This is a genomic window from Actinosynnema sp. CS-041913 (genome assembly GCF_050942485.1).
Lineage (GTDB): Bacteria > Actinomycetota > Actinomycetes > Mycobacteriales > Pseudonocardiaceae > Actinosynnema.
Window position 1 is genome coordinate 7,013,051 of record NZ_CP192037.1, and the last position, 17,779, is coordinate 7,030,829.

Consider the following 17,779-nt stretch of genomic DNA (forward strand, 5'->3'; position numbering starts at 1 on the left):
CGTTCGGCCGCCAGGTTTGCCTGGTGGCCAGCGACTTGCAGAAGCGGAAGAGCGCCATCGTCTTCACCGCGATGGACGCCAACGACGACGGGTACCTGGAGCGGGCGGACTTCGAGGCCCTCACCGACCGGTGGGTGGCGATCCGGGGCGACAGCGGTGAAGAGCGGCTGCGCTCGCTGATGATGGGGTGGTGGGAGACGCTGCGAGCGGCTTCGGACGGAGACGAGGACCACAAGGTCACGTTCGAGGAGCTGCTGTCGGTGGTGGACAACCTCGGCACCATGCTGGACCTGGTGGTGGCTACGGCGGAGTCCATGTTCGAGGCGGTGGACGAGGATGGCGACGGCGAGATCTCCGCGGAGGAGTATAGCTGGATGATCCGTGCCTGGACCGGGGTGGAGACGTCCACGGATGCCGCCTTCGCCCGGTTGGACCTCAATGGGGACGGGCACATCTCCAAGGGGGAGTTCGCCCGGCACTGGGTCGAGTTCTGGGCCGGGGATGACGCGGAGGCGCCTGGCAGCTACGTGTTCGGTGAGGTTTGAGCGGGGACGTCACGCGGCCTGGCTCCGCGAGTTCGCGTGGCGTGGCGCGTGTTGCGTTCCGGCAGGCCCTGGCGGCTCCGGGGCTTGTCAGCTTGCGCGGGTGCGGCGGGTTCCTCGGCGGTAGGTGCTGACGGCCGGTGAGTCGATCCAGAAGCGCCACGGCACGTCCACCGCTACTGCCACGCCTACGCGGGGGCCGGTGCGGATGTCGGTTGCCGGGTCGCCGGCCAGCAGGCGCACTTCGGCGTGCTCGGCGGTGAGGTCGATGCCGTTGTGCGCCCGGTCCAGGCCCAGGACGCCGGTGAGGCGGGCCGGGCCCTTGGCCAGTTCCGCCCGGCTGCGGGCGGACGGGCGGCGCATCTGGGCCAGGTCTTCGCCGGTCAACACCTCGCCGGCGCGGAGCAGCACCGCGCCGGGCACGCCGTCGGTCAGCGACACCACGTTGGCGCAGAAGTGCATGCCGTACACGAAGTACACGTACAGCCTGCCCGCCGGGCCGAACATCACGTCGTTGCGCGGTGTGCGGCCCCGGTAGCAGTGGGACGCCGGGTCGTCGCCGCCCCGGTACGCCTCCACCTCCACGATCCGCACGCCCACCACGCCGTCCGGTGTGGTGCTCTCGATGGTCGAGCCGAGCAGGAGCCGGGCGGCGTCCACGGGGTCGACCGCCAGCTCCTGCTCGGTGAGCTGCCTACGCACGACGGGCCAGGCGGGCCTTGTCGCGCAAGCGCTTGAGCTGCTCGGCCACCCGGTCGGGTGCGGTGCCGCCGTGTGCGTCGCGGGACGCGATCGATCCTTCCACGGTCAACACGCTACGCACCTCGGGGGTGAGGTGCGGTGAGATGGTGGCGAACTCCTCGTCGGTCAGCTCGTCCAGGCCGGCGCCCCGTGCTTCGGCCACCCGCACGCACTCGCCCGCCGCCTCGTGCGCCACGCGGAACGGCACGCCCTGGCGGACCAGCCACTCCGCGATGTCGGTGGCCAGCGTGAAACCCGCCGGCGCGACCTCGGCCATGCGGGCGGTGTCGAAGCGCATGGTGGCGATCATCCCGGCCAGGGCGGGCAGCAGCAGTTCCAGTTGTTCCACGGAGTCGAACAGCGGCTCCTTGTCCTCCTGGAGGTCCCGGTTGTACGCCAGCGGCTGGGCCTTGAGCGTGGCCAGCAGGCCGGTCAGGTTGCCGATCAGCCGGCCGGACTTGCCGCGGGTCAGTTCGGCGACGTCCGGGTTCTTCTTCTGCGGCATGATCGAGCTGCCGGTGGCCCACGCGTCGTCCAGCACGGCGAAGTGGAACTCGGCGGTGGTCCAGAGGATCACTTCTTCGGCGATCCGGGACAGGTTGACGCCGATCATCGCCAGCACGAACGCGATCTCCGCCGCGAAGTCACGCGAGGCCGTGCCGTCGATGGAGTTCTCCACCGGGGCGTCGAAGCCGAGTTCCACGGCCACCGCCGCCGGGTCCAGCCCGAGTGACGAGCCCGCCAGGGCGCCCGAGCCGTACGGGGAGACGGCGGCCCGCTTGTCCCAGTCACGCAGGCGCGCGATGTCCCGCAGCAGCGCCTGGCCGTGTGCCAGGAGGTGGTGTCCGAGCAGCACGGGCTGCGCGGACTGGAGGTGCGTGCGGCCGGGCATGACGGCCGTGGGGTGTGCTTCGGCCTGGCCGGCGAGGGCGTCCACGACGTCCAGCACGCCTTCGGACACGCGGTGGGCGGCGTCGCGCAGCCACATCCGGAACAGGGTGGCGACCTGGTCGTTGCGGGACCGGCCGGCGCGCAGCTTGCCGCCCAGTTCGGGGCCGGCGCGTTCGATGAGGCCGCGTTCCAGGGCGGTGTGGACGTCCTCGTCGGCGAGGGTGGGGGTGAACGCCCCGGAGGCCACGTCGGCCTCCAGGGCGTCCAGCGCCGTGAGCATCCGGTCCAGTTCGTCCTGCGTGAGCAGGCCCGCGCGGTGCAGCACGCGGGCGTGTGCGCGGGAGCCCCTGATGTCGTAGGGGGCGAGTCGCCAGTCGAAGTGCGTGGACGCCGACAGCAGTGCCATCGCGTCCGCCGGACCGCTGGCGAACCGCCCGCCCCAGAGTGCACTCACCTGCCCAGGTCCCGCTTCGCCGCGATCTTGCTCGGCAGGCCCCACAACTGCACGAAGCCCTTGGCCAGCGTCTGGTCGAACGTGTCGCCCTCGTCGTAGGTGGCGAGGTTGAAGTCGTAGAGCGACTCGTCGCTGCGCCGGCCCGTGACGACCGCCCGACCGCCGTGCAGGACGAGCCGGATCTCGCCGGTCACGTGCTGCTGGGTGTTCTCGATGAAGCTGTCCAGGGCGTACTTCAGCGGCGAGAACCACAGGCCGTCGTACACCAGCTCGCCCCAGCGCTGCTCGACCTGCCGCTTGAACCGGGCCAGGTCGCGTTCCAGGGTGACGTTCTCCAGCTCCTGGTGCGCGGTGATCAGCGCGATCGCGCCCGGCGCCTCGTAGATCTCGCGGGACTTGATGCCGACCAGCCGGTCCTCGACGATGTCCAGCCGGCCCACGCCCTGCGCGCCCGCCCGGCGGTTCAGCTCCTGGATGGCCTGGAGCACGGTCACCGTCTCGCCGTCGATGGCGACCGGCACGCCCTTGTCGAAGGTGATGACCAGCTCGTCCGCGTCACGTGGTTCGGCCGGGTTCTGGGTGTAGGAGTAGACGTCCTCGATGGGCGCGTTCCAGATGTCCTCCAGGAACCCGGTCTCCACCGCGCGGCCCCACACGTTCTGGTCCACCGAGTACGGCGACTTCTTGCTCACGTCGATCGGCAGGTGCCGGTCCTCGGCCCACGCGATGGCCTTCTCGCGGGTCCACGCGTAGTCGCGGACCGGTGCGATCACCTTCAGGTCGGGCGCGAGCGCGCCGATGCCGACCTCGAAGCGGACCTGGTCGTTGCCCTTGCCGGTGCAGCCGTGGGCGACGGTCGTCGCGCCGTGGTACTTGGCGGCCTCGGCCAGGTGCTTGACGATCACCGGCCGGGACAGCGCGGACACCAGCGGGTAGCGCTCCATGTAGAGGGCGTTGGCCTGGAGCGCCGGCAGGCAGTACTGGTCGGCGAACTCGTCGCGCGCGTCGGCGACGACGGCTTCGACCGCGCCGCAGTCGAGCGCCCGCTTGCGGATGGTGTCCAGGTCCTCGCCGCCCTGCCCGAGGTCGACGGCCACGGCCACGACCTCCGCGCCGGTCTCCTCGGCGATCCAGCCGATGGCCACCGACGTGTCCAGCCCACCGGAGTACGCGAGAACTACCCGCTCACTCATGACTTTCTCCTTGCTGTGCTTGGTCCTGACCTGCGGCGAGCGCGCTCACGCGCGCCGCCAGATCCGCTCCGGTGAGCGGTTCCCTCGCCACGGCGAGGATGGTGTCGTCGCCGGCGATGGTGCCGACGATGTCGTTGAGCGCGGCCCGGTCCAGGGCGCTGGCCAGGAACTGCGCCGCGCCGGGCGGGGTGCGCAGGACGGCCAGGTTGCCCGACGAGTCGACCGAGACGAGCAGTTCGCCGAGGACGCGGACCAGCCGGGACGTGCCGCCCTGCACGCCGCGCACGGGGCTGCCGTCCTCGGGGATGACGTAGACCGGCGCGCCGCCGTCGGCTCCGCGCAGCTTCACCGCGCCGAGTTCGTCCAGGTCGCGGGACAGGGTGGCCTGGGTGACCTCGATGCCCTCGACGGCCAGCGTCTTCGCGAGTTCCGACTGGCTGCGGATGGCGCGCTGGCTGACCAGTTCGACGATGCGGGCCTGCCGCGCGGTGCGGGTCACGGGGCGGCCCCGCGAGGGGTGCGCGAGTTCTCCAGCAGCCAGACGAGGAGCGCCTTCTGGGCGTGCAGGCGGTTCTCCGCCTCGTCCCACACGGCGCTGTCCGGGCCGTCGAGCACCTCGTCGGTGATCTCCCAGCCCCGGTGCGCGGGCAGGCAGTGCAGCACGGTGGTCTTGACGCCGGTCGCGGCGACCAGCCCGGCGTTGACCTGGTAGGGCCGGAACGGGCCGACGCGGTCGCGGCCGTCGTTCTCCTGGCCCATGGACGTCCAGGTGTCGGTGACCAGCACGTCCGACCCGTCGACGGCCTGGCGCGGGTCGGTGACGACGTCGACGGAGCCGCCGGTCTCGACGGCGCGCTTGCGGGCGTCGTCCAGCACCCACTGGGCGGGCCGGAAGTGCGCGGGCGCGGCGATCCGGACGTGCATGCCGGCGGTCGCGCCGCCGAGCAGCAGCGAGTTGGCCATGTTGTTCGCGCCGTCGCCGAGGTAGGTCACGGTCAGGCCGGCGAGCCTGCCGTGGACGCGGCGGATGGTCTGCAGGTCCGCCAGCACCTGGCACGGGTGGAACTCGTCGGTCAGCGCGTTGATCACCGGGACGCGGGACACCGAGGCCATGGCCTCGATGCGCTTCTGCGCGAAGGTCCGCCAGACCACCGCGTCCACGTACCCGGAGAGGATGCGGGCGGTGTCCTCGATGGTCTCCTCGCGGCCGAGCTGCATCGAGCGGCCGTCGATGATCACCGGGTTGCCGCCGAGCTGCGCGATGCCGACCTCGAACGACAGCCGGGTGCGGGTCGAGTTCTTCTCGAAGATCACCGCGACGGACTTGGGGCCCGCCAACGGCTTCGCGCTCAGCCGGTCGGCCTTGAAGGTGTCCGCCAGGTCGAGCACGGCGGCCTGCTCGGCCGGGCTCAGGTCGTCGTCGCGCAGGAAGTGCCGGACCATCAGGACTCCTCGGCGGGCGGGAGGAACGACGGCAGGTCGGCCACCAGGCGCTGGGCGTCGGCCTCGGCCAGCACCAGCGGCGGGGCCAGCCGCAGCACGTCGGGCTGGATGGGGTTGATCAGATAGCCGGCCTGCTGCGCGGCTGCCGCGGCCTTCGCCGAGACCGCCTCGCGCAGCGTGATCCCGAGCAGCAGGCCGGCGCCCCGCACACCGGAGATGAGCGGGTGGCCCAGCGCCTCGACCCCGGCCGCGATCTCCTTGCCCACCGCGGCGGTGTGCTCCAGCAGGCCGTCCGCGGCGATGGTGTCCAGCACGGCCAGCGCCGCCGCGCAGCACACCGGGTTGCCGCCGAACGTGGTGCCGTGGTGGCCGGGCTCGAACAGGTCCTTGGCCGCGCCGAACGCGAGGCACGCGCCCAGCGGCAGGCCGCCGCCCAGGCCCTTGGCGAGCGTGATCACGTCCGGCAGCACGCCGAACCGCTGGAACGCGAACCACGTGCCGACCCGGCCGACGCCGGTCTGCACCTCGTCCAGCACCAGCAGCGCGCCGTGCCGCGCGGTGATCTCGCGGGCGGCCTGGAGGTAGCCCTCCGGCGGCACCACGACGCCCTGCTCGCCCTGGATGGGCTCCACGACGAACGCGGCCGTGTCGTCGTCGACCGCCGCCTCCAGCGCGGCCACGTCGCCGAACGGGACGTGCGTCACGCCGGGCACCAGCGGCTCGAACGGCGTGCGCTTGCCGGGCTGGCCGGTCAGCGCCAGCGCGCCCATGGTGCGGCCGTGGAAACCGCCCTCGGTGGCGACGACCTTGGTGCGGCCGGTGCGGCGGCTGAGCTTGAACGCGGCCTCGTTGGCCTCCGCGCCGGAGTTGCAGAACAGCACGCGGCCGTCGCCGTCCACACCGGACAGGTCCAGCAGGCGTTCGGCGAGCTTGAGCGCGGGCTCGTTGATGTACAGGTTGGAGGTGTGGGTGATCCTGCCGATCTGCTCGGTGACCGCCGCGACGACCGCCGGGTGGGCGTGGCCCAGCGCGTTGACCGCGATGCCGGCCAGCAGGTCCAGGTAGCGGTTGCCCTCGGTGTCCCAGACGTAGGCGCCCTCGCCGCGTGCCAGGGTCAGGCCGGGGGTGCCGTAGTTGTCCATCATCGCGGCTTGCCACCGCTGCTGGTCGCTCATCCCTGTTCCCCCATCCGACTACCGGCTTCACCGGTCGTCACCATCGTCCCGACACCTTCGGAGGTGAAGACCTCCAGCAGCACCGAGTGCGCGAGCCGACCGTCGATCACGTGTGCTTCGGGCACTCCGCCGCGCACCGCGCGCAGGCAGGCCTCCATCTTCGGTACCATGCCGCTGTCCAGGCGCGGCAACAGCTCCTCCAGCCGGTCGGCGTGCACCTGGTGCAGCAGCGAGCCCTTGTCCGGCCAGTCCGCGTACAGGCCCTCCACGTCGGTGAGGACCACGAGCTTCTCCGCCTTGAGCGCCACCGCGACCGCGCCGGCGGCCGTGTCGGCGTTGACGTTGTGCACGACGCCGTCCGCGTCCGGCGCGACCGTGGACACGACCGGGATGCGGCCCGCCTTCACGATGTCCAGCACTGCCTCCGGGTTCACGCCCACGATGTCGCCGACCAGGCCGATGTCGACCGGCTCGCCGTCCACGATGGCCGGCCGCCGGACGGCGGTGAGCAGGTGCGCGTCCTCGCCGGACAGCCCGACCGCGAACGGGCCGTGCTCGTTGATCAGGCCGACCAGTTCCCGCTGGACCTGGCCGACCAGCACCATGCGGACCACGTCCATCGCCTCGGGCGTGGTGACCCGCAGGCCGCCCCGGAACTCGCTCTCGATGCCGAGCTTCGCCAGCATGGCCCCGATCTGCGGGCCGCCGCCGTGCACCACCACCGGGTGCAGGCCGGCGAGCTTGAGGAACACCATGTCCTGCGCGAACGCCCGCTTCAGCCGGTCGTCCACCATGGCGTTGCCGCCGTACTTGACGACCACGGTCGCGCCCCGGAAGCGCTGCAGCCAGGGCAGCGCCTCGATCAGGACCTCGGCCTTCTGCTGGGCGGTCATGAGCTGTAGGCGCTGTTCTCTTCGACGTAGCCGTGCGAGAGGTCGGTGGTGAGCACGGTCGCCTCGCCGTCGCCCAGGTTCAGGTCGATCACTATCTCGACGTCCCGGCCGGACAGGTCGGCCTCGGCGCGGTCGGCGGCCTGGTGGCCGTCCGCGAACAGCGTGACGCCGTTGATGGCGATGCCCAGTTTGTGCTGGTCCACGGTGGCCTGGGCACGGCCGACGGCCATCGCGACGCGGCCCCAGTTGGGGTCCGAGCCGAACAGGGCGGTCTTGACCAGGTTGTCCTCGGCGACGGTCTTCGCGACCGTGACCGCGTCCGCTTCGGACAGCGCGCCGTTGACCGTGATGCTGATCTCCTTGGTCACGCCCTCCGCGTCGCCCTGGAGCTGTTTGACCAGGTCCGCGGCCACGGCGGTGAGCACGCCCGCGAAGTCCTCGGGGCTCGGCGCGACGCCGGACGCGCCGGAGGCCAGCACGAGGACGGTGTCGTTGGTGGACGTGCCGCCGTCCACGTCCAGCCGGTCGTAGGTCTTGGCGGTGGTGGCGCGCAGGGCCGCGTCGAGCGCGTCGCCGTCGACCACCGCGTCGGTGGTGATGACGCTGAGCATGGTGGCCATGTTCGGGGCCAGCATCCCGGCGCCCTTGACGAACCCGCCGACCGACCAGCCGTCCGGGTGCCGCGCCCAGGACTGCTTGGGACGGGTGTCGGTGGTCATCACGGCGGTGGCGGCGTGGAGGCCGGCCTCGTCGGAGCTGTCGAGTTCCTTCGCCGCGACCTCGACGCCCGCGGTGAGGCTGGCCATCGGCAGGCGTTCGCCGATCAGGCCGGTGGAGCAGACGGCGATCTCGATCGCGCCGACGTGGAGCACCTCGGCCACCTTCTCGGCGGTGGCGTGGGTGTCCTGGAAGCCCTCGGGGCCGGTGCACGCGTTCGCGCCGCCGGAGTTGAGGACGACCGCCTTGAGCCTGCGCTCGCGGAGGACCTGCTGCGACCACAGGACGGGCGCGGCCTTCACCTGGTTGGTGGTGAACACGCCGGCGGCGGCCTGGCCCGGACCCTCGTTGACGACCAGCGCCAGGTCCAGCGCGCCGGACTCCTTGATGCCGGCGGCGACGCCCGCGGCCCGGAAGCCCTTCGGTCCGGTGACGCCGCGGTCGCGGGACGGTGCGGTTCCTGGGGTGGTCACGGGGCGACTCCAACGGTGGACAGGCCGGTGGTCTCCGGCAGGCCGAGTGCGAGGTTCATGCACTGCACCGCGGCGCCCGCGGTGCCCTTCGCCAGGTTGTCCACCGCCGCGACGACCACCAGCCGGTTCAGGTCGGCGTCGACGGTGACCTGGAGCTGCACCGCGTTCGAGCCCAGCACCGCGCCCGTGGTCGGCCAGTGGCCTTCCGGCAGCAGGTGCACGAACGGCTCGTCGGCGTACGCCTTCTCGTAGACCGCGCGGACGTCGTCGGCGGTCCGGTCGGGCCTGAGGGTGGCCGAGCAGGTGGCGAGGATGCCGCGCGGCAGCGGCGCGAGGACCGGCGTGAACGAGACCTTGATGTGCTCGCCGGCGACCGCGGACAGGTTCTGGGTGATCTCGGGGGTGTGCCGGTGCGCGCCGCCGACGCCGTACGCGCTGAGCGAGCCCATCACCTCCGAGCCGAGCAGGTTGGGCTTGAGCGACCTGCCCGCGCCCGAGGCGCCGGACACGGCGACCACCGTGACCTCGGGCTCCACCAGGCCTATGGCGGGGGCGAGCGCGAGGGAGGACACGGTCGGGTAGCAGCCGGGGACGGCGACCCGCTTGGCGGTCCGGAGGGGCTCGCGCAGACCGGGGAGTTCCGGCAGGCCGTAGGGCCAACTGCCCGCGTGCGTGCCGCCGTACCAGCGGTCCCAGGCCCCGGCGTCGGTGAGCCGGTGGTCCGCGCCGCAGTCGATGACGAGGGTGTCCGGGCCGAGTTCCGCGGCGATCACGGCGGAGTGGCCGTGCGGCAGGGCGAGGAAGACGACGTCGTGGCCGGCGAGGGTGTCGGCCGTGGTCTCGGCGAGGGTCCGGTCGGCGAGCGGCAGCAGGTGCGGCTGGTGGGCGAGCAGCGGCGTGCCCGCGTTGCCGCCCGCCGTGAGCGCGCCGATCTCCACGTCCGGGTGGCCCAGCAGGAGCCGCAGCAACTCGCCACCGGCGTAGCCACTCGCACCCGCGACCGCGATCCGCACCGTCATGCGGATAAGTATGCACGCTGATGCAAACTCACTCAAATAGCTTTATCGGATGGGTGACGGCACGGCGGTCGTGATGATCTCCGGGCAGGCCTCGGCCAATGGACTGCGATCCCAGTCGCCGAACTGCTCCGCCACCCGCAGGTGCGCTTCGGACAGGAACGCTGCCAGAGCGGACCCGTTCAGGAACCGCAGGGTGCTCCAACTCACCTCGGGACGGGACCAACCGGGGCTCGTGTAGGTCTGGGTGAACCGCACCAGGTCGCCGTCGACCTCCTTCACGTCGTGCTCGACCCGGACCTGCGCACCGGAGGCGTCGGTGACCTCGACGGCGTTCCCGGGCGTCCACCGCTCCCAGGCGCGGGCCGCCGGGTTGCGGGTCTCGAACGCGAAGCGGCCGTCGTCGGTGAGCGCGGCGCGGATGGCGCGCAGCGCGCTGCGCAGTTCGTCGTCGGTCACGAACACCTGGAACGCGTGCCCGGTCATGACGATCAAGTCGAACTCCCGGCGCCAGGACACCGACGCGAGGTCGCCGTGCACCCAGTCGACATCGGAGCGCCGACGCGCCTGCGCCAACATCCCGGCGGCCGGGTCGAGACCGCACAGCCGTCCGGTGTGGCCGGCGGCGCGGGCGAGGCGCAGCAGCTCGCCGGTGCCGCAGCCGACGTCCAGCACGGAGTCGGCGGACATGACCAGCGGCAGGTAGTAGGCGAAGTCGGCGCGGCCCGCGCAGAGGTCGTCGTACAGGGCGGCCAGGCGGGCGTCGGCGAAGAGGTGGTCGACCATCTCGCGAGCCTGGCAAACCGGGGTGTCCGGCGGCGACCGGTATTAGCTTGGCCGGTATGAGGGCAGTGGTCTTCGACTGGCGGGGCACGCCGGTGCTCGCGCCCACGTTCCGGGGCTGGGTCGCCGAGGCGCTGAAGCGAGTGGGGCGCGACACGTCCACCGCCGGCGACATCGTGGCGCTGCTGGCCGAAAACCGCTTGGACGTGCCCGGCGTCGACGCGGACGCCGCGCTGCACCGCGAGACGTGCTACCGGATGTTCGCCGACGCCGGACTGGACGCCGAGCTGGCCGACTCGCTCTACGCGGTGGAGTCCGACCCGGCGTTCAACCCGTTCGCCACGGACGCCGCGAGAACTCTGGCGACGTTGCGCGACAACGGGATTCGCATCGGGGTGTTGAGTGACATCCACTTCGACATCCGGCCGGCGTTCGACGGCCTGCCGGTGGACTCGTTCGTGCTCTCCTTCGAGCACGGCGTCGTGAAGCCGGACCTCACGATCTTCCGCATCGCGCTGGCCGAACTGGGCACGTCGCCCGAGGAGACGCTGATGGTGGGTGACCGCGCCACCCACGACGGGGCCGGTGTGGACGTGGGCATGCCGACCCTGCTCGTGCCGCCGCTGGCGGACGTCGCCGACACCCGCCTCCACCTCGTCACCAACCTAATGGATACGACGTCGGCTAACCGTTAGGTACGGACGAGGACCGCACGACCCGGCCTCGTTGTCCCCCGACGGCTGGACGCTGGACCAGCACTTCCTGGACCGCCTGCCGGTCTAACCGCCGAAGCGGTCCAGGGCGCGGATCTTGTTCGTCACGTCCAGGGCCGCCACCTTGTACGCCTCGGACAGCGTCGGGTAGTTGAAGACCGTGTCCACGAGGTAGTCCACGGTGCCGCCGCACGCCATCACGGCCTGTCCGATGTGGACCAGGTCGGTCGCGCCGGTGCCGAACAGGTGCACGCCCAGCAGCTTGCGGTCCACCGTGGACACCAGGAGCTTGAGCATCCCGTAGGCGTCGCCGATGATCTGGCCGCGCGCCAGCTCCCGGTACCGGGCCAGGCCCACCTCGTACGGCACCGCCGACGAGGTCAGCTCGGCCTCGGTCGCGCCGCAGTACGACACCTCCGGGATCGTGTAGATCCCGATCGGCTGCAACGCCGCCAGCTCGTTCGCCGTCTCGCCGAACGCGTGATACGCCGCCAGCCTGCCCTGGTCCATGGACGTCGCCGCCAGCGCCGGGAAGCCGATCACGTCGCCCACCGCGTAGATGTGCTCCACCGACGTGCGGTAGTGCTCGTCCACGGTCAGCCGGCCGCGCCGGTCGGCGGCCAGGCCGGCGGCGGCCAGGTCCAGCTCGTCGGTGGCGCCCTGCCGTCCGGCCGAGTACATGACGGCGGCGGCCGGGATGCGCTTGCCGCTGGCCAGCGTCGTCACCGTGCCGCTGTCCGACACCGCGACGTCGACCACCTTCTCGCCGAACCGGAACGTCACCGCCAGGTCCCGCAGGTGGAACTTGAGCGACTCCACGATCTCCGGATCGCAGAACTCCAGCATCCGGTCCCGCTGCTCCACCACCGTCACCCGGCTGCCGAGGGCGGCGAACATCGAGGCGTACTCGATGCCGATCACCCCGGCCCCGACCACGACCAGCGAGGACGGGATCTCCTCCAGCGCCAGCACCTCGTCGGAGTCCAGCACCCGCTGCTCGTCGAAGTCGACCTCCGCGGGCCGCGCCGGCCGGGTGCCGGTCGCGATCACGATGCTCTTCGCGCTGACCGTGTGGTGCTCCCCGCGGTGCGCGCCCCGCACCGCGACGGTGTGCGGGTCGACGAACCGCGCCGTGCCGGTGAGCAGGTCGACCTGGTTGCGGTGTAGCTGCGCCCGGACGACCTGGACCTCGCGCCCGATGACGTGCTGCGTCCGGGCGAGCAGGTCCGAGATGGTGATGTCCTTCTTGACCCGGTAGTCCGCGCCGTACAGCTCGCGCTGGCTCATGCCGGTGAGGAACATGACCGCTTCGCGCAACGTCTTCGACGGGATCGTGCCGGTGTTCACGCACACCCCGCCGACCATGTCCGCCTTGTCCACGATCGCGACCCGCTTGCCCAGCTTCGCGCCCGCGATGGCGGCCTTCTGCCCACCGGGGCCGGATCCGATGACGACCAGGTCGTAGTCGAAGTCGCTCATGCCCCGAAGCGTGTCACAAGCGGCCTACGGTGTCCCCGTGGACGGACTCGTGACAGCGGTTCGGCAGGGTTTGGCCGCCGCGGCCGACCCGGCGAAGGCGCCGGAGATGCAGCGGTACATGAAGTCGGAGATGCCGTTCCTGGGCGTGGCCAAACCGGAACGCGCCAAGCTGGCGCGCGCGGTGTTCGCCCGGCACCCGTGCACCTCGCGGGACGAGTGGGTGGCGACCGTGCTGACCCTGTGGCGCGAGGCCGAGTACCGCGAGGAGCGGTACGTGGCGCTGGACCTGACCGGCCGCTACCCGAAGTGGCAGGACCCCACCCTGCTGCCGGTGTACGACGAGTTGGTGGTCACCGGCGCGTGGTGGGACTACGTGGACGACATCGCGTCCCGCCGCATCGGCCCGCTGCTGCGCGCGTACCCGGAGGACGTCGAGCCGGTGATGCGCACGTGGTCGACCGACCCGGACCGCTGGCGGCGGCGGGTGTCGGTGATCTGCCAGCTCGGCGCCAAGACGGCGACCGACCTCGACCTGCTGGCCGACACGGTCGAGGCGAACATCACGGACCCGGACTTCTTCCTGCGCAAGGCCATCGGCTGGGCCCTGCGCCAGCACGCCCGCGTCGACCCCGGCTGGGTCCGCGCGTTCGTCGACGCGCATCCCGGACTGTCCCCGCTGTCGCGGAGCGAGGCGTTGAAGCACCTCTGAGCCCGGCGGGCGGCGCGGGCCCTAGCCGCGGGTGGCGCGGCCGGAGTAGGTGAGCGGGAAGACCGAGTCCTGGCACGCCTCGGGCACGTCGGGTGAGATCTGCACGACCATCTCCACCTCGACCGCACCGGCCGGCGGGATGCTCACCGGCTCCGCCATGGGCACCACGGTCAGCACGCCGGACGGGCAGTCCTGGACCCGGTTGTGCGCCGCGTCCAACGGCTGGCCGGGCACCGCCTGGAGGGTCATCACCACGATGCCGACGCTGTTCGGGTTGGACAGCCGCACCAGTCGCGAGCCCTCGCTGCCGGGGCTCAGCTCGACCGGCGCGCCGGAGATGTCGTTGATCTCGAACGGCTGGAGGTCGGCGACGCCCGCCTCGCCGTTGCTCACGGCGTAGGCCATGGCGGGCAGCTCGGGTTCCGGCCAGGTCAGGTGCATGGCCGCCACCACGGCGGCGCCGACGCCCAGGATGGTCATGGCGACGGCGACTTCCATCCGCGGTCCCAAGCTACGCATGAGGCAACCTCACTACGACTGCGCATCAGGCGGTGGGTTCGCCGCTAGCTCCCCGTCGGACCGGCGACCAGACTCGCCCGGCGGTTCATCGCTTCGCCCCTCGGCCCAGCGGGCCGCGGAACCAATCTTGGAGAACGTTCAACCTCGGCGCAAGAACAACCAGGCCCGGAAAGTCAGGTCCAAAGACCTCTTGACACGTCACGCTGGGTACCTTGAACTGCACGTTCTCACTCTGTCGGCCACCTAGTGGTTCACTCGGCCGGACTAGTTCCGGGCCCGCACCAGTGCGGGCCCGGAACTGTGCGTCAGCCTCTCAGCGCCGCGCCGAACCGGTCGGCGGCCTCGGCCACGGCCGTGTCCCGGGCCGCGGTCGCCTCCTCGACGGTCAGCGTCCGGTCGGGCGCGCGGAACCGCAGCGCGTAGGCCAGCGAACGCTTGCCCTCGCCCACCTGGCCGCCCGCGTAGACGTCGAACAGCCGCAGGTCCTCCAGCAGCTCGCCGCCGCCGGACCGGAGCGCGCGCGTCACCTGCTCGGCGGGCACCTCCGCGTCGACCACCACGGCCACGTCCAGCAGCACCGGCGGGTACGGCGACACGAACGGCGCAGGCCGGTGGTCCTCCAGCGGCAGCGCGTCCAGGTCCAGCTCGAACGCCACGGTCCGCTTCGGCAGGCCCAGCGCTTCCACGACCTTCGGGTGAAGTTCACCCGCGTGGCCCACCGGCCAGTCGCCCACCCGCAGCTCGGCGCACCGGCCGGGGTGCCACGGGGCCGGCGAGGACGCCACCACGGTCAGCTCGACGCCGTACGCCTCGCCGACCAGCCGCGCGGCCTGCACCGCGTCCGCCCAGTCCGCCGGACGTCCCTTGCCCCACCAGCCGGCCTGCTCGCGGTTGCCGGCCAGCACCGCCGCCACGTGCACGGGCTGCTGCGGCAGCGAGGCCACCAATGACGCCACCTGCTCGTCGGACGGCCGGACGCCCACGCCGACCTGCGGCACCGGCACCTGTTCGGCGCGCGGCAGCGTCACCTGCGCCATCGCGTACAGGGCCACGTCCTTCGCCCCACGCGCCAGGTTGCGCTGCAACGTCTCCAGCAGCCCCGGCACCAGCGTGGTCGCCAACGCGTGCTTGTCCGCCTCCAGCGGGTTCAGCACGCTGACCGTCTTACGGCGCACGTCGTCCGCCGACAGCCCGAAGGCGTCGAACACCGCCGGCGAGAGGAACGGGAACGGCTTGACCTCGACGAACCCGTTCTCCGCCAGCGCACGGGACACGGTCCGACGACGCCGCTGCTGCTCGGTCAGCCCCCGCCCGGCGGGTGCGGGCGGCATGGTGGACGGGATCGTGTCGTACCCCTCCAGCCGCAGCACCTCCTCCACCAGGTCGGCGGGCTGGGTCAGGTCCGCGCGCCACGACGGCGGCACGGCGGTGACCATGGTCGCGCCGTCGTCGCCCGTGGTGACCTCCACCAGGCACCCGATCTGGCCGAGCCGCCGCGCCGTCACACCCCGCGCGTACCGCACGCCGGCCACCCGGTCGGGCAGGTCGATCGGCATGGTCACCGGGACGGGCCGCGCGGGCGCGCCCACGTCCGTGCGACCGGGCTGGATGCTCCCCTCGCCGAACATGTGCAGCAGCCGCGCCGCGCGCTCCAGCGCCACCGGGGCCAGCGCCGGGTCCACCGTGCGCTCGAACCGCTTCGCCGCCTCGGACGGCAGCTTGTGCCTCCGCACGGTGCGCGCGATCGACGCCGGATCCCAGTTCGCGGCCTCCAGCAGGATGTCCGTGCTGGCGCCGCGGACCTCGGTGGACGCGCCGCCCATCACGCCGGCCAGCGAGATCACGCCGCTGTCGTCGGCGATCACGATGTCGTCCGGGTCCAGCGCCCGCACCGACTCGTCCAGCGTGGTCAGCTTCTCGCCCGCCGCGGCGCGCCGCACCACCAGACCGCCGCGGACGGCGGACGCGTCGAACGCGTGCAGCGGCTGGCCCAGCTCCAGCATCACGTAGTTGGTCACGTCGACCGGCAGCGAGATCGACCGGATGCCCGCCAGCATCAGCCGCCGGCGCATCCACCACGGCGTGGGCGCGGTCGGGTCGACACCGGTCACCCGGCGCGCCACGAACCGCGGGCACGCCGACGGGTCCTCCACCCGCACGGGCAGCACTTCGCCCTCGCCCTCGGGCACCTCGGCCAGGCCGGGGTCGCCGAACGGCACGTCGAACGCGCAGGCGATCTCCCGCGCCAGACCGCGCACGGAGAACGCGTAGCCCCGGTCCGGGGTGGGCGCGACCTCGATGACCGTGTCGTCGAGGCCGAGCAGCTCCAGCGCGTCGTCGCCGGGCTGCGCGGTGCCGCTGGGCAGCACCAGGATGCCCGCGTGGTCGTCGCCGAGGCCGAGTTCGCGGGCCGAGCAGATCATGCCCTGGCTGACGTGGCCGTACGTCTTGCGCTCGGCGATGGTGAAGTCACCGGGCAGCACCGCGCCGGGCAGCGCCACCACGACGGTGTCGCCCTCGGCGAAGTTCGTCGCGCCGCAGATGACGCCGTTGACCTGGTCGGGGCCGACCTCGACCCGGCAGTACCGGATGGGCTTCTTGAAGCCGGACAGCTCCTCGATCGCCATGACGCGGCCCGCGACCAGCGGTCCGGTGACGGAGCCGAGCCGGTGGACGTCCTCCACCTCCAGGCCGATCCGCACGAACGCCTCGGCGATCCGCTCGGGCGTCGGGAGCTCGGGGAACTCCAGGTGCTCGACCAGCCAGGTAACCGGGATACGCACCGGTCATGCCTCCGTTCCGAATGGCTGGGTGAAGCGGACATCGCCTTCGACCATGTCCCGCATGTCCGGCAGGCCGTTGCGGAACTGGAGGGTGCGCTCCAGGCCCATGCCGAACGCGAACCCGGAGTACACGTCCGGGTCGATGCCGCAGTTGCGCAGGACGTTGGGGTTCACCATGCCGCAGCCGCCCCACTCGACCCAGCCCGCGCCGCCCTTCTTCTCCGGGAACCACACGTCCACCTCGGCGGACGGTTCCGTGAACGGGAAGAAGCTGGGCCGCAGCCGGGTCCGGGAGCCCTCGCCGAACATCGCGCGGGCGAACGCGTCGAGCGTGCCCTTCAGGTGCCCCATGGTCAGGCCCTTGTCCACGGCCAGGCCTTCGACCTGGTGGAACACCGGGGTGTGGGTGGCGTCCAGCTCGTCGGTGCGGAACGTGCGGCCGGGGCACACCACGTACACGGGCAGCTCGCGCGCCAGCAGCGTCCGCGCCTGCACGGGGCTGGTGTGCGTGCGCAGCACGAGGCCCGAGTCCTGCGGCGCCACGTAGAACGTGTCCTGCATGGTGCGCGCGGGGTGGTCCTTGCCGAAGTTCAACGCGTCGAAGTTGAACCACTCGGTCTCCACCTCGGGGCCTTCGGCGACCTCGTAGCCCATGGCCACGAACACGTCGGCGATGCGCTCGGCGAGCGTGGTGATCGGGTGGCGCGCGCCACGCGGGACGCGGTCCCACGGCAGCGTGACGTCGACGGACTCCTCGCGCAGCACGCGCTCGTCGCGCTCGGCCTGGAGCACGCCACGCCGCTCCTCGAACGCGAGCTTGACCGCGTTCTGCGCCTCGTTCACCCGCTTGCCCGCCTCGGCCTTCGCGGCCGGCGGCAGCGCGCCGATCTCGCGGCGGGCCAGCAGGACCGGCGCGCGGTCACCCAGGTGGCCCGGCTTCACGGCGGCCAGCTCGTCGAGGTCGGCCGCCTTCGCGAAGGCCTCCCGCGCCTGCTCCACCGCCGTGTCGAGCGCTTCCGGTGAGAGCGCCGCGACCTGCTTGGGGTCGTACGGGTCGTTGGCTCCGGACATGGTTGGTGGACAGCTCCCGTCACGTGCCGTGGTGATGGCCGCCCCGTCAAGGGCACGGAGCGGCGGCTCGATCCTAGGTGATCGGCCCGCGCAGGGGTCCACCGCGGCCGTGACAGGGCCGTTATCGGTGATCCTCCGTGAGGTCCAGCCCGCCCCGCCGAACGCGCCCCCGCCGCTGCGCCGA

The 17,779-nt window shown here is 72.1% G+C and carries 17 protein-coding genes; 3 read left to right on the top strand and 14 right to left on the bottom strand.

The window, feature by feature from the left end:
* Positions 1 to 23 precede the first annotated feature (23 nt).
* Complete coding sequence (locus ACQPZF_RS31335) at positions 24 to 545, top strand: EF-hand domain-containing protein (RefSeq protein WP_433263123.1); 522 nt, start codon at positions 24 to 26, stop codon at positions 543 to 545.
* Between the two features lie 87 nt (positions 546 to 632).
* Here the strand turns inward: ACQPZF_RS31335 and ACQPZF_RS31340 are convergent, their stop codons facing one another.
* From ACQPZF_RS31340 to ACQPZF_RS31385, 10 genes are read right to left on the bottom strand one after another with little or no spacing between them, the layout of a single operon-like run.
* Positions 633 to 1,244: a DNA-3-methyladenine glycosylase gene (locus ACQPZF_RS31340; RefSeq protein ID WP_433263125.1), complete on the bottom strand. Its 612-nt coding sequence runs from the start codon at positions 1,242 to 1,244 to the stop codon at positions 633 to 635.
* Complete coding sequence (argH, locus tag ACQPZF_RS31345; RefSeq protein ID WP_433274771.1) at positions 1,237 to 2,580, bottom strand: argininosuccinate lyase; 1,344 nt, start codon at positions 2,578 to 2,580, stop codon at positions 1,237 to 1,239. Before argH ends, ACQPZF_RS31340 begins: the two co-directional genes overlap by 8 nt.
* Before the next feature lie 44 nt (positions 2,581 to 2,624).
* Positions 2,625 to 3,821, bottom strand: coding sequence for an argininosuccinate synthase (locus tag ACQPZF_RS31350; protein WP_433263127.1), 1,197 nt, complete (start codon positions 3,819 to 3,821; stop codon positions 2,625 to 2,627).
* On the bottom strand, positions 3,814 to 4,320 hold the full coding sequence (locus tag ACQPZF_RS31355) for an arginine repressor (protein WP_433263129.1): 507 nt from the start codon (positions 4,318 to 4,320) through the stop codon (positions 3,814 to 3,816). Before ACQPZF_RS31355 ends, ACQPZF_RS31350 begins: the two co-directional genes overlap by 8 nt.
* A complete protein-coding gene (argF, locus tag ACQPZF_RS31360) occupies positions 4,317 to 5,264 on the bottom strand; it encodes an ornithine carbamoyltransferase (RefSeq protein WP_433263131.1) in 948 nt (315 codons plus the stop codon). Before argF ends, ACQPZF_RS31355 begins: the two co-directional genes overlap by 4 nt.
* On the bottom strand, positions 5,264 to 6,439 hold the full coding sequence (locus tag ACQPZF_RS31365; RefSeq protein ID WP_433263133.1) for an acetylornithine transaminase: 1,176 nt from the start codon (positions 6,437 to 6,439) through the stop codon (positions 5,264 to 5,266). The genes argF and ACQPZF_RS31365 overlap by 1 nt, the downstream gene beginning before the upstream one ends.
* Positions 6,436 to 7,332, bottom strand: a complete 897-nt coding sequence (argB, locus tag ACQPZF_RS31370; RefSeq protein WP_433263135.1) for an acetylglutamate kinase — start codon at positions 7,330 to 7,332, stop codon at positions 6,436 to 6,438. Before argB ends, ACQPZF_RS31365 begins: the two co-directional genes overlap by 4 nt.
* Positions 7,329 to 8,522, bottom strand: coding sequence for a bifunctional glutamate N-acetyltransferase/amino-acid acetyltransferase ArgJ (argJ, locus tag ACQPZF_RS31375; protein ID WP_433263137.1), 1,194 nt, complete (start codon positions 8,520 to 8,522; stop codon positions 7,329 to 7,331). Before argJ ends, argB begins: the two co-directional genes overlap by 4 nt.
* Complete coding sequence (gene argC, locus ACQPZF_RS31380) at positions 8,519 to 9,541, bottom strand: N-acetyl-gamma-glutamyl-phosphate reductase (RefSeq protein WP_433263138.1); 1,023 nt, start codon at positions 9,539 to 9,541, stop codon at positions 8,519 to 8,521. The genes argJ and argC overlap by 4 nt, the downstream gene beginning before the upstream one ends.
* A gap of 42 nt (positions 9,542 to 9,583) precedes the next feature.
* A complete protein-coding gene (locus ACQPZF_RS31385; protein WP_433263140.1) occupies positions 9,584 to 10,324 on the bottom strand; it encodes a class I SAM-dependent methyltransferase in 741 nt (246 codons plus the stop codon).
* A 56-nt stretch (positions 10,325 to 10,380) separates the two neighbouring features.
* Between ACQPZF_RS31385 and ACQPZF_RS31390 the strand changes: the two genes are divergently transcribed.
* On the top strand, positions 10,381 to 11,016 hold the full coding sequence (locus ACQPZF_RS31390; protein WP_433263142.1) for an HAD family hydrolase: 636 nt from the start codon (positions 10,381 to 10,383) through the stop codon (positions 11,014 to 11,016).
* 84 nt (positions 11,017 to 11,100) lie between these two features.
* Here ACQPZF_RS31390 and sthA read toward each other — a convergent pair whose 3' ends face one another.
* Positions 11,101 to 12,513: a Si-specific NAD(P)(+) transhydrogenase gene (gene sthA, locus ACQPZF_RS31395; protein WP_433263144.1), complete on the bottom strand. Its 1,413-nt coding sequence runs from the start codon at positions 12,511 to 12,513 to the stop codon at positions 11,101 to 11,103.
* Here sthA and ACQPZF_RS31400 point away from each other — a divergent pair.
* Positions 12,512 to 13,222, top strand: a complete 711-nt coding sequence (locus ACQPZF_RS31400; protein WP_433263146.1) for a DNA alkylation repair protein — start codon at positions 12,512 to 12,514, stop codon at positions 13,220 to 13,222. The genes sthA and ACQPZF_RS31400 overlap by 2 nt on opposite strands.
* Positions 13,223 to 13,243: 21 nt before the next feature.
* Here the strand turns inward: ACQPZF_RS31400 and ACQPZF_RS31405 are convergent, their stop codons facing one another.
* From ACQPZF_RS31405 to pheS, 3 genes are all read right to left on the bottom strand, one after another.
* Complete coding sequence (locus ACQPZF_RS31405) at positions 13,244 to 13,741, bottom strand: hypothetical protein (RefSeq protein ID WP_433263148.1); 498 nt, start codon at positions 13,739 to 13,741, stop codon at positions 13,244 to 13,246.
* A 305-nt stretch (positions 13,742 to 14,046) separates the two neighbouring features.
* Positions 14,047 to 16,524 carry a phenylalanine--tRNA ligase subunit beta gene (gene pheT / locus ACQPZF_RS31410; RefSeq protein ID WP_433263150.1) on the bottom strand — a complete coding sequence of 826 codons (2,478 nt, stop codon included), beginning with the start codon at positions 16,522 to 16,524 and terminating at the stop codon, positions 14,047 to 14,049.
* A 3-nt stretch (positions 16,525 to 16,527) separates the two neighbouring features.
* Positions 16,528 to 17,595, bottom strand: coding sequence for a phenylalanine--tRNA ligase subunit alpha (gene pheS, locus ACQPZF_RS31415; protein WP_433263152.1), 1,068 nt, complete (start codon positions 17,593 to 17,595; stop codon positions 16,528 to 16,530).
* Positions 17,596 to 17,779 lie beyond the last annotated feature (184 nt).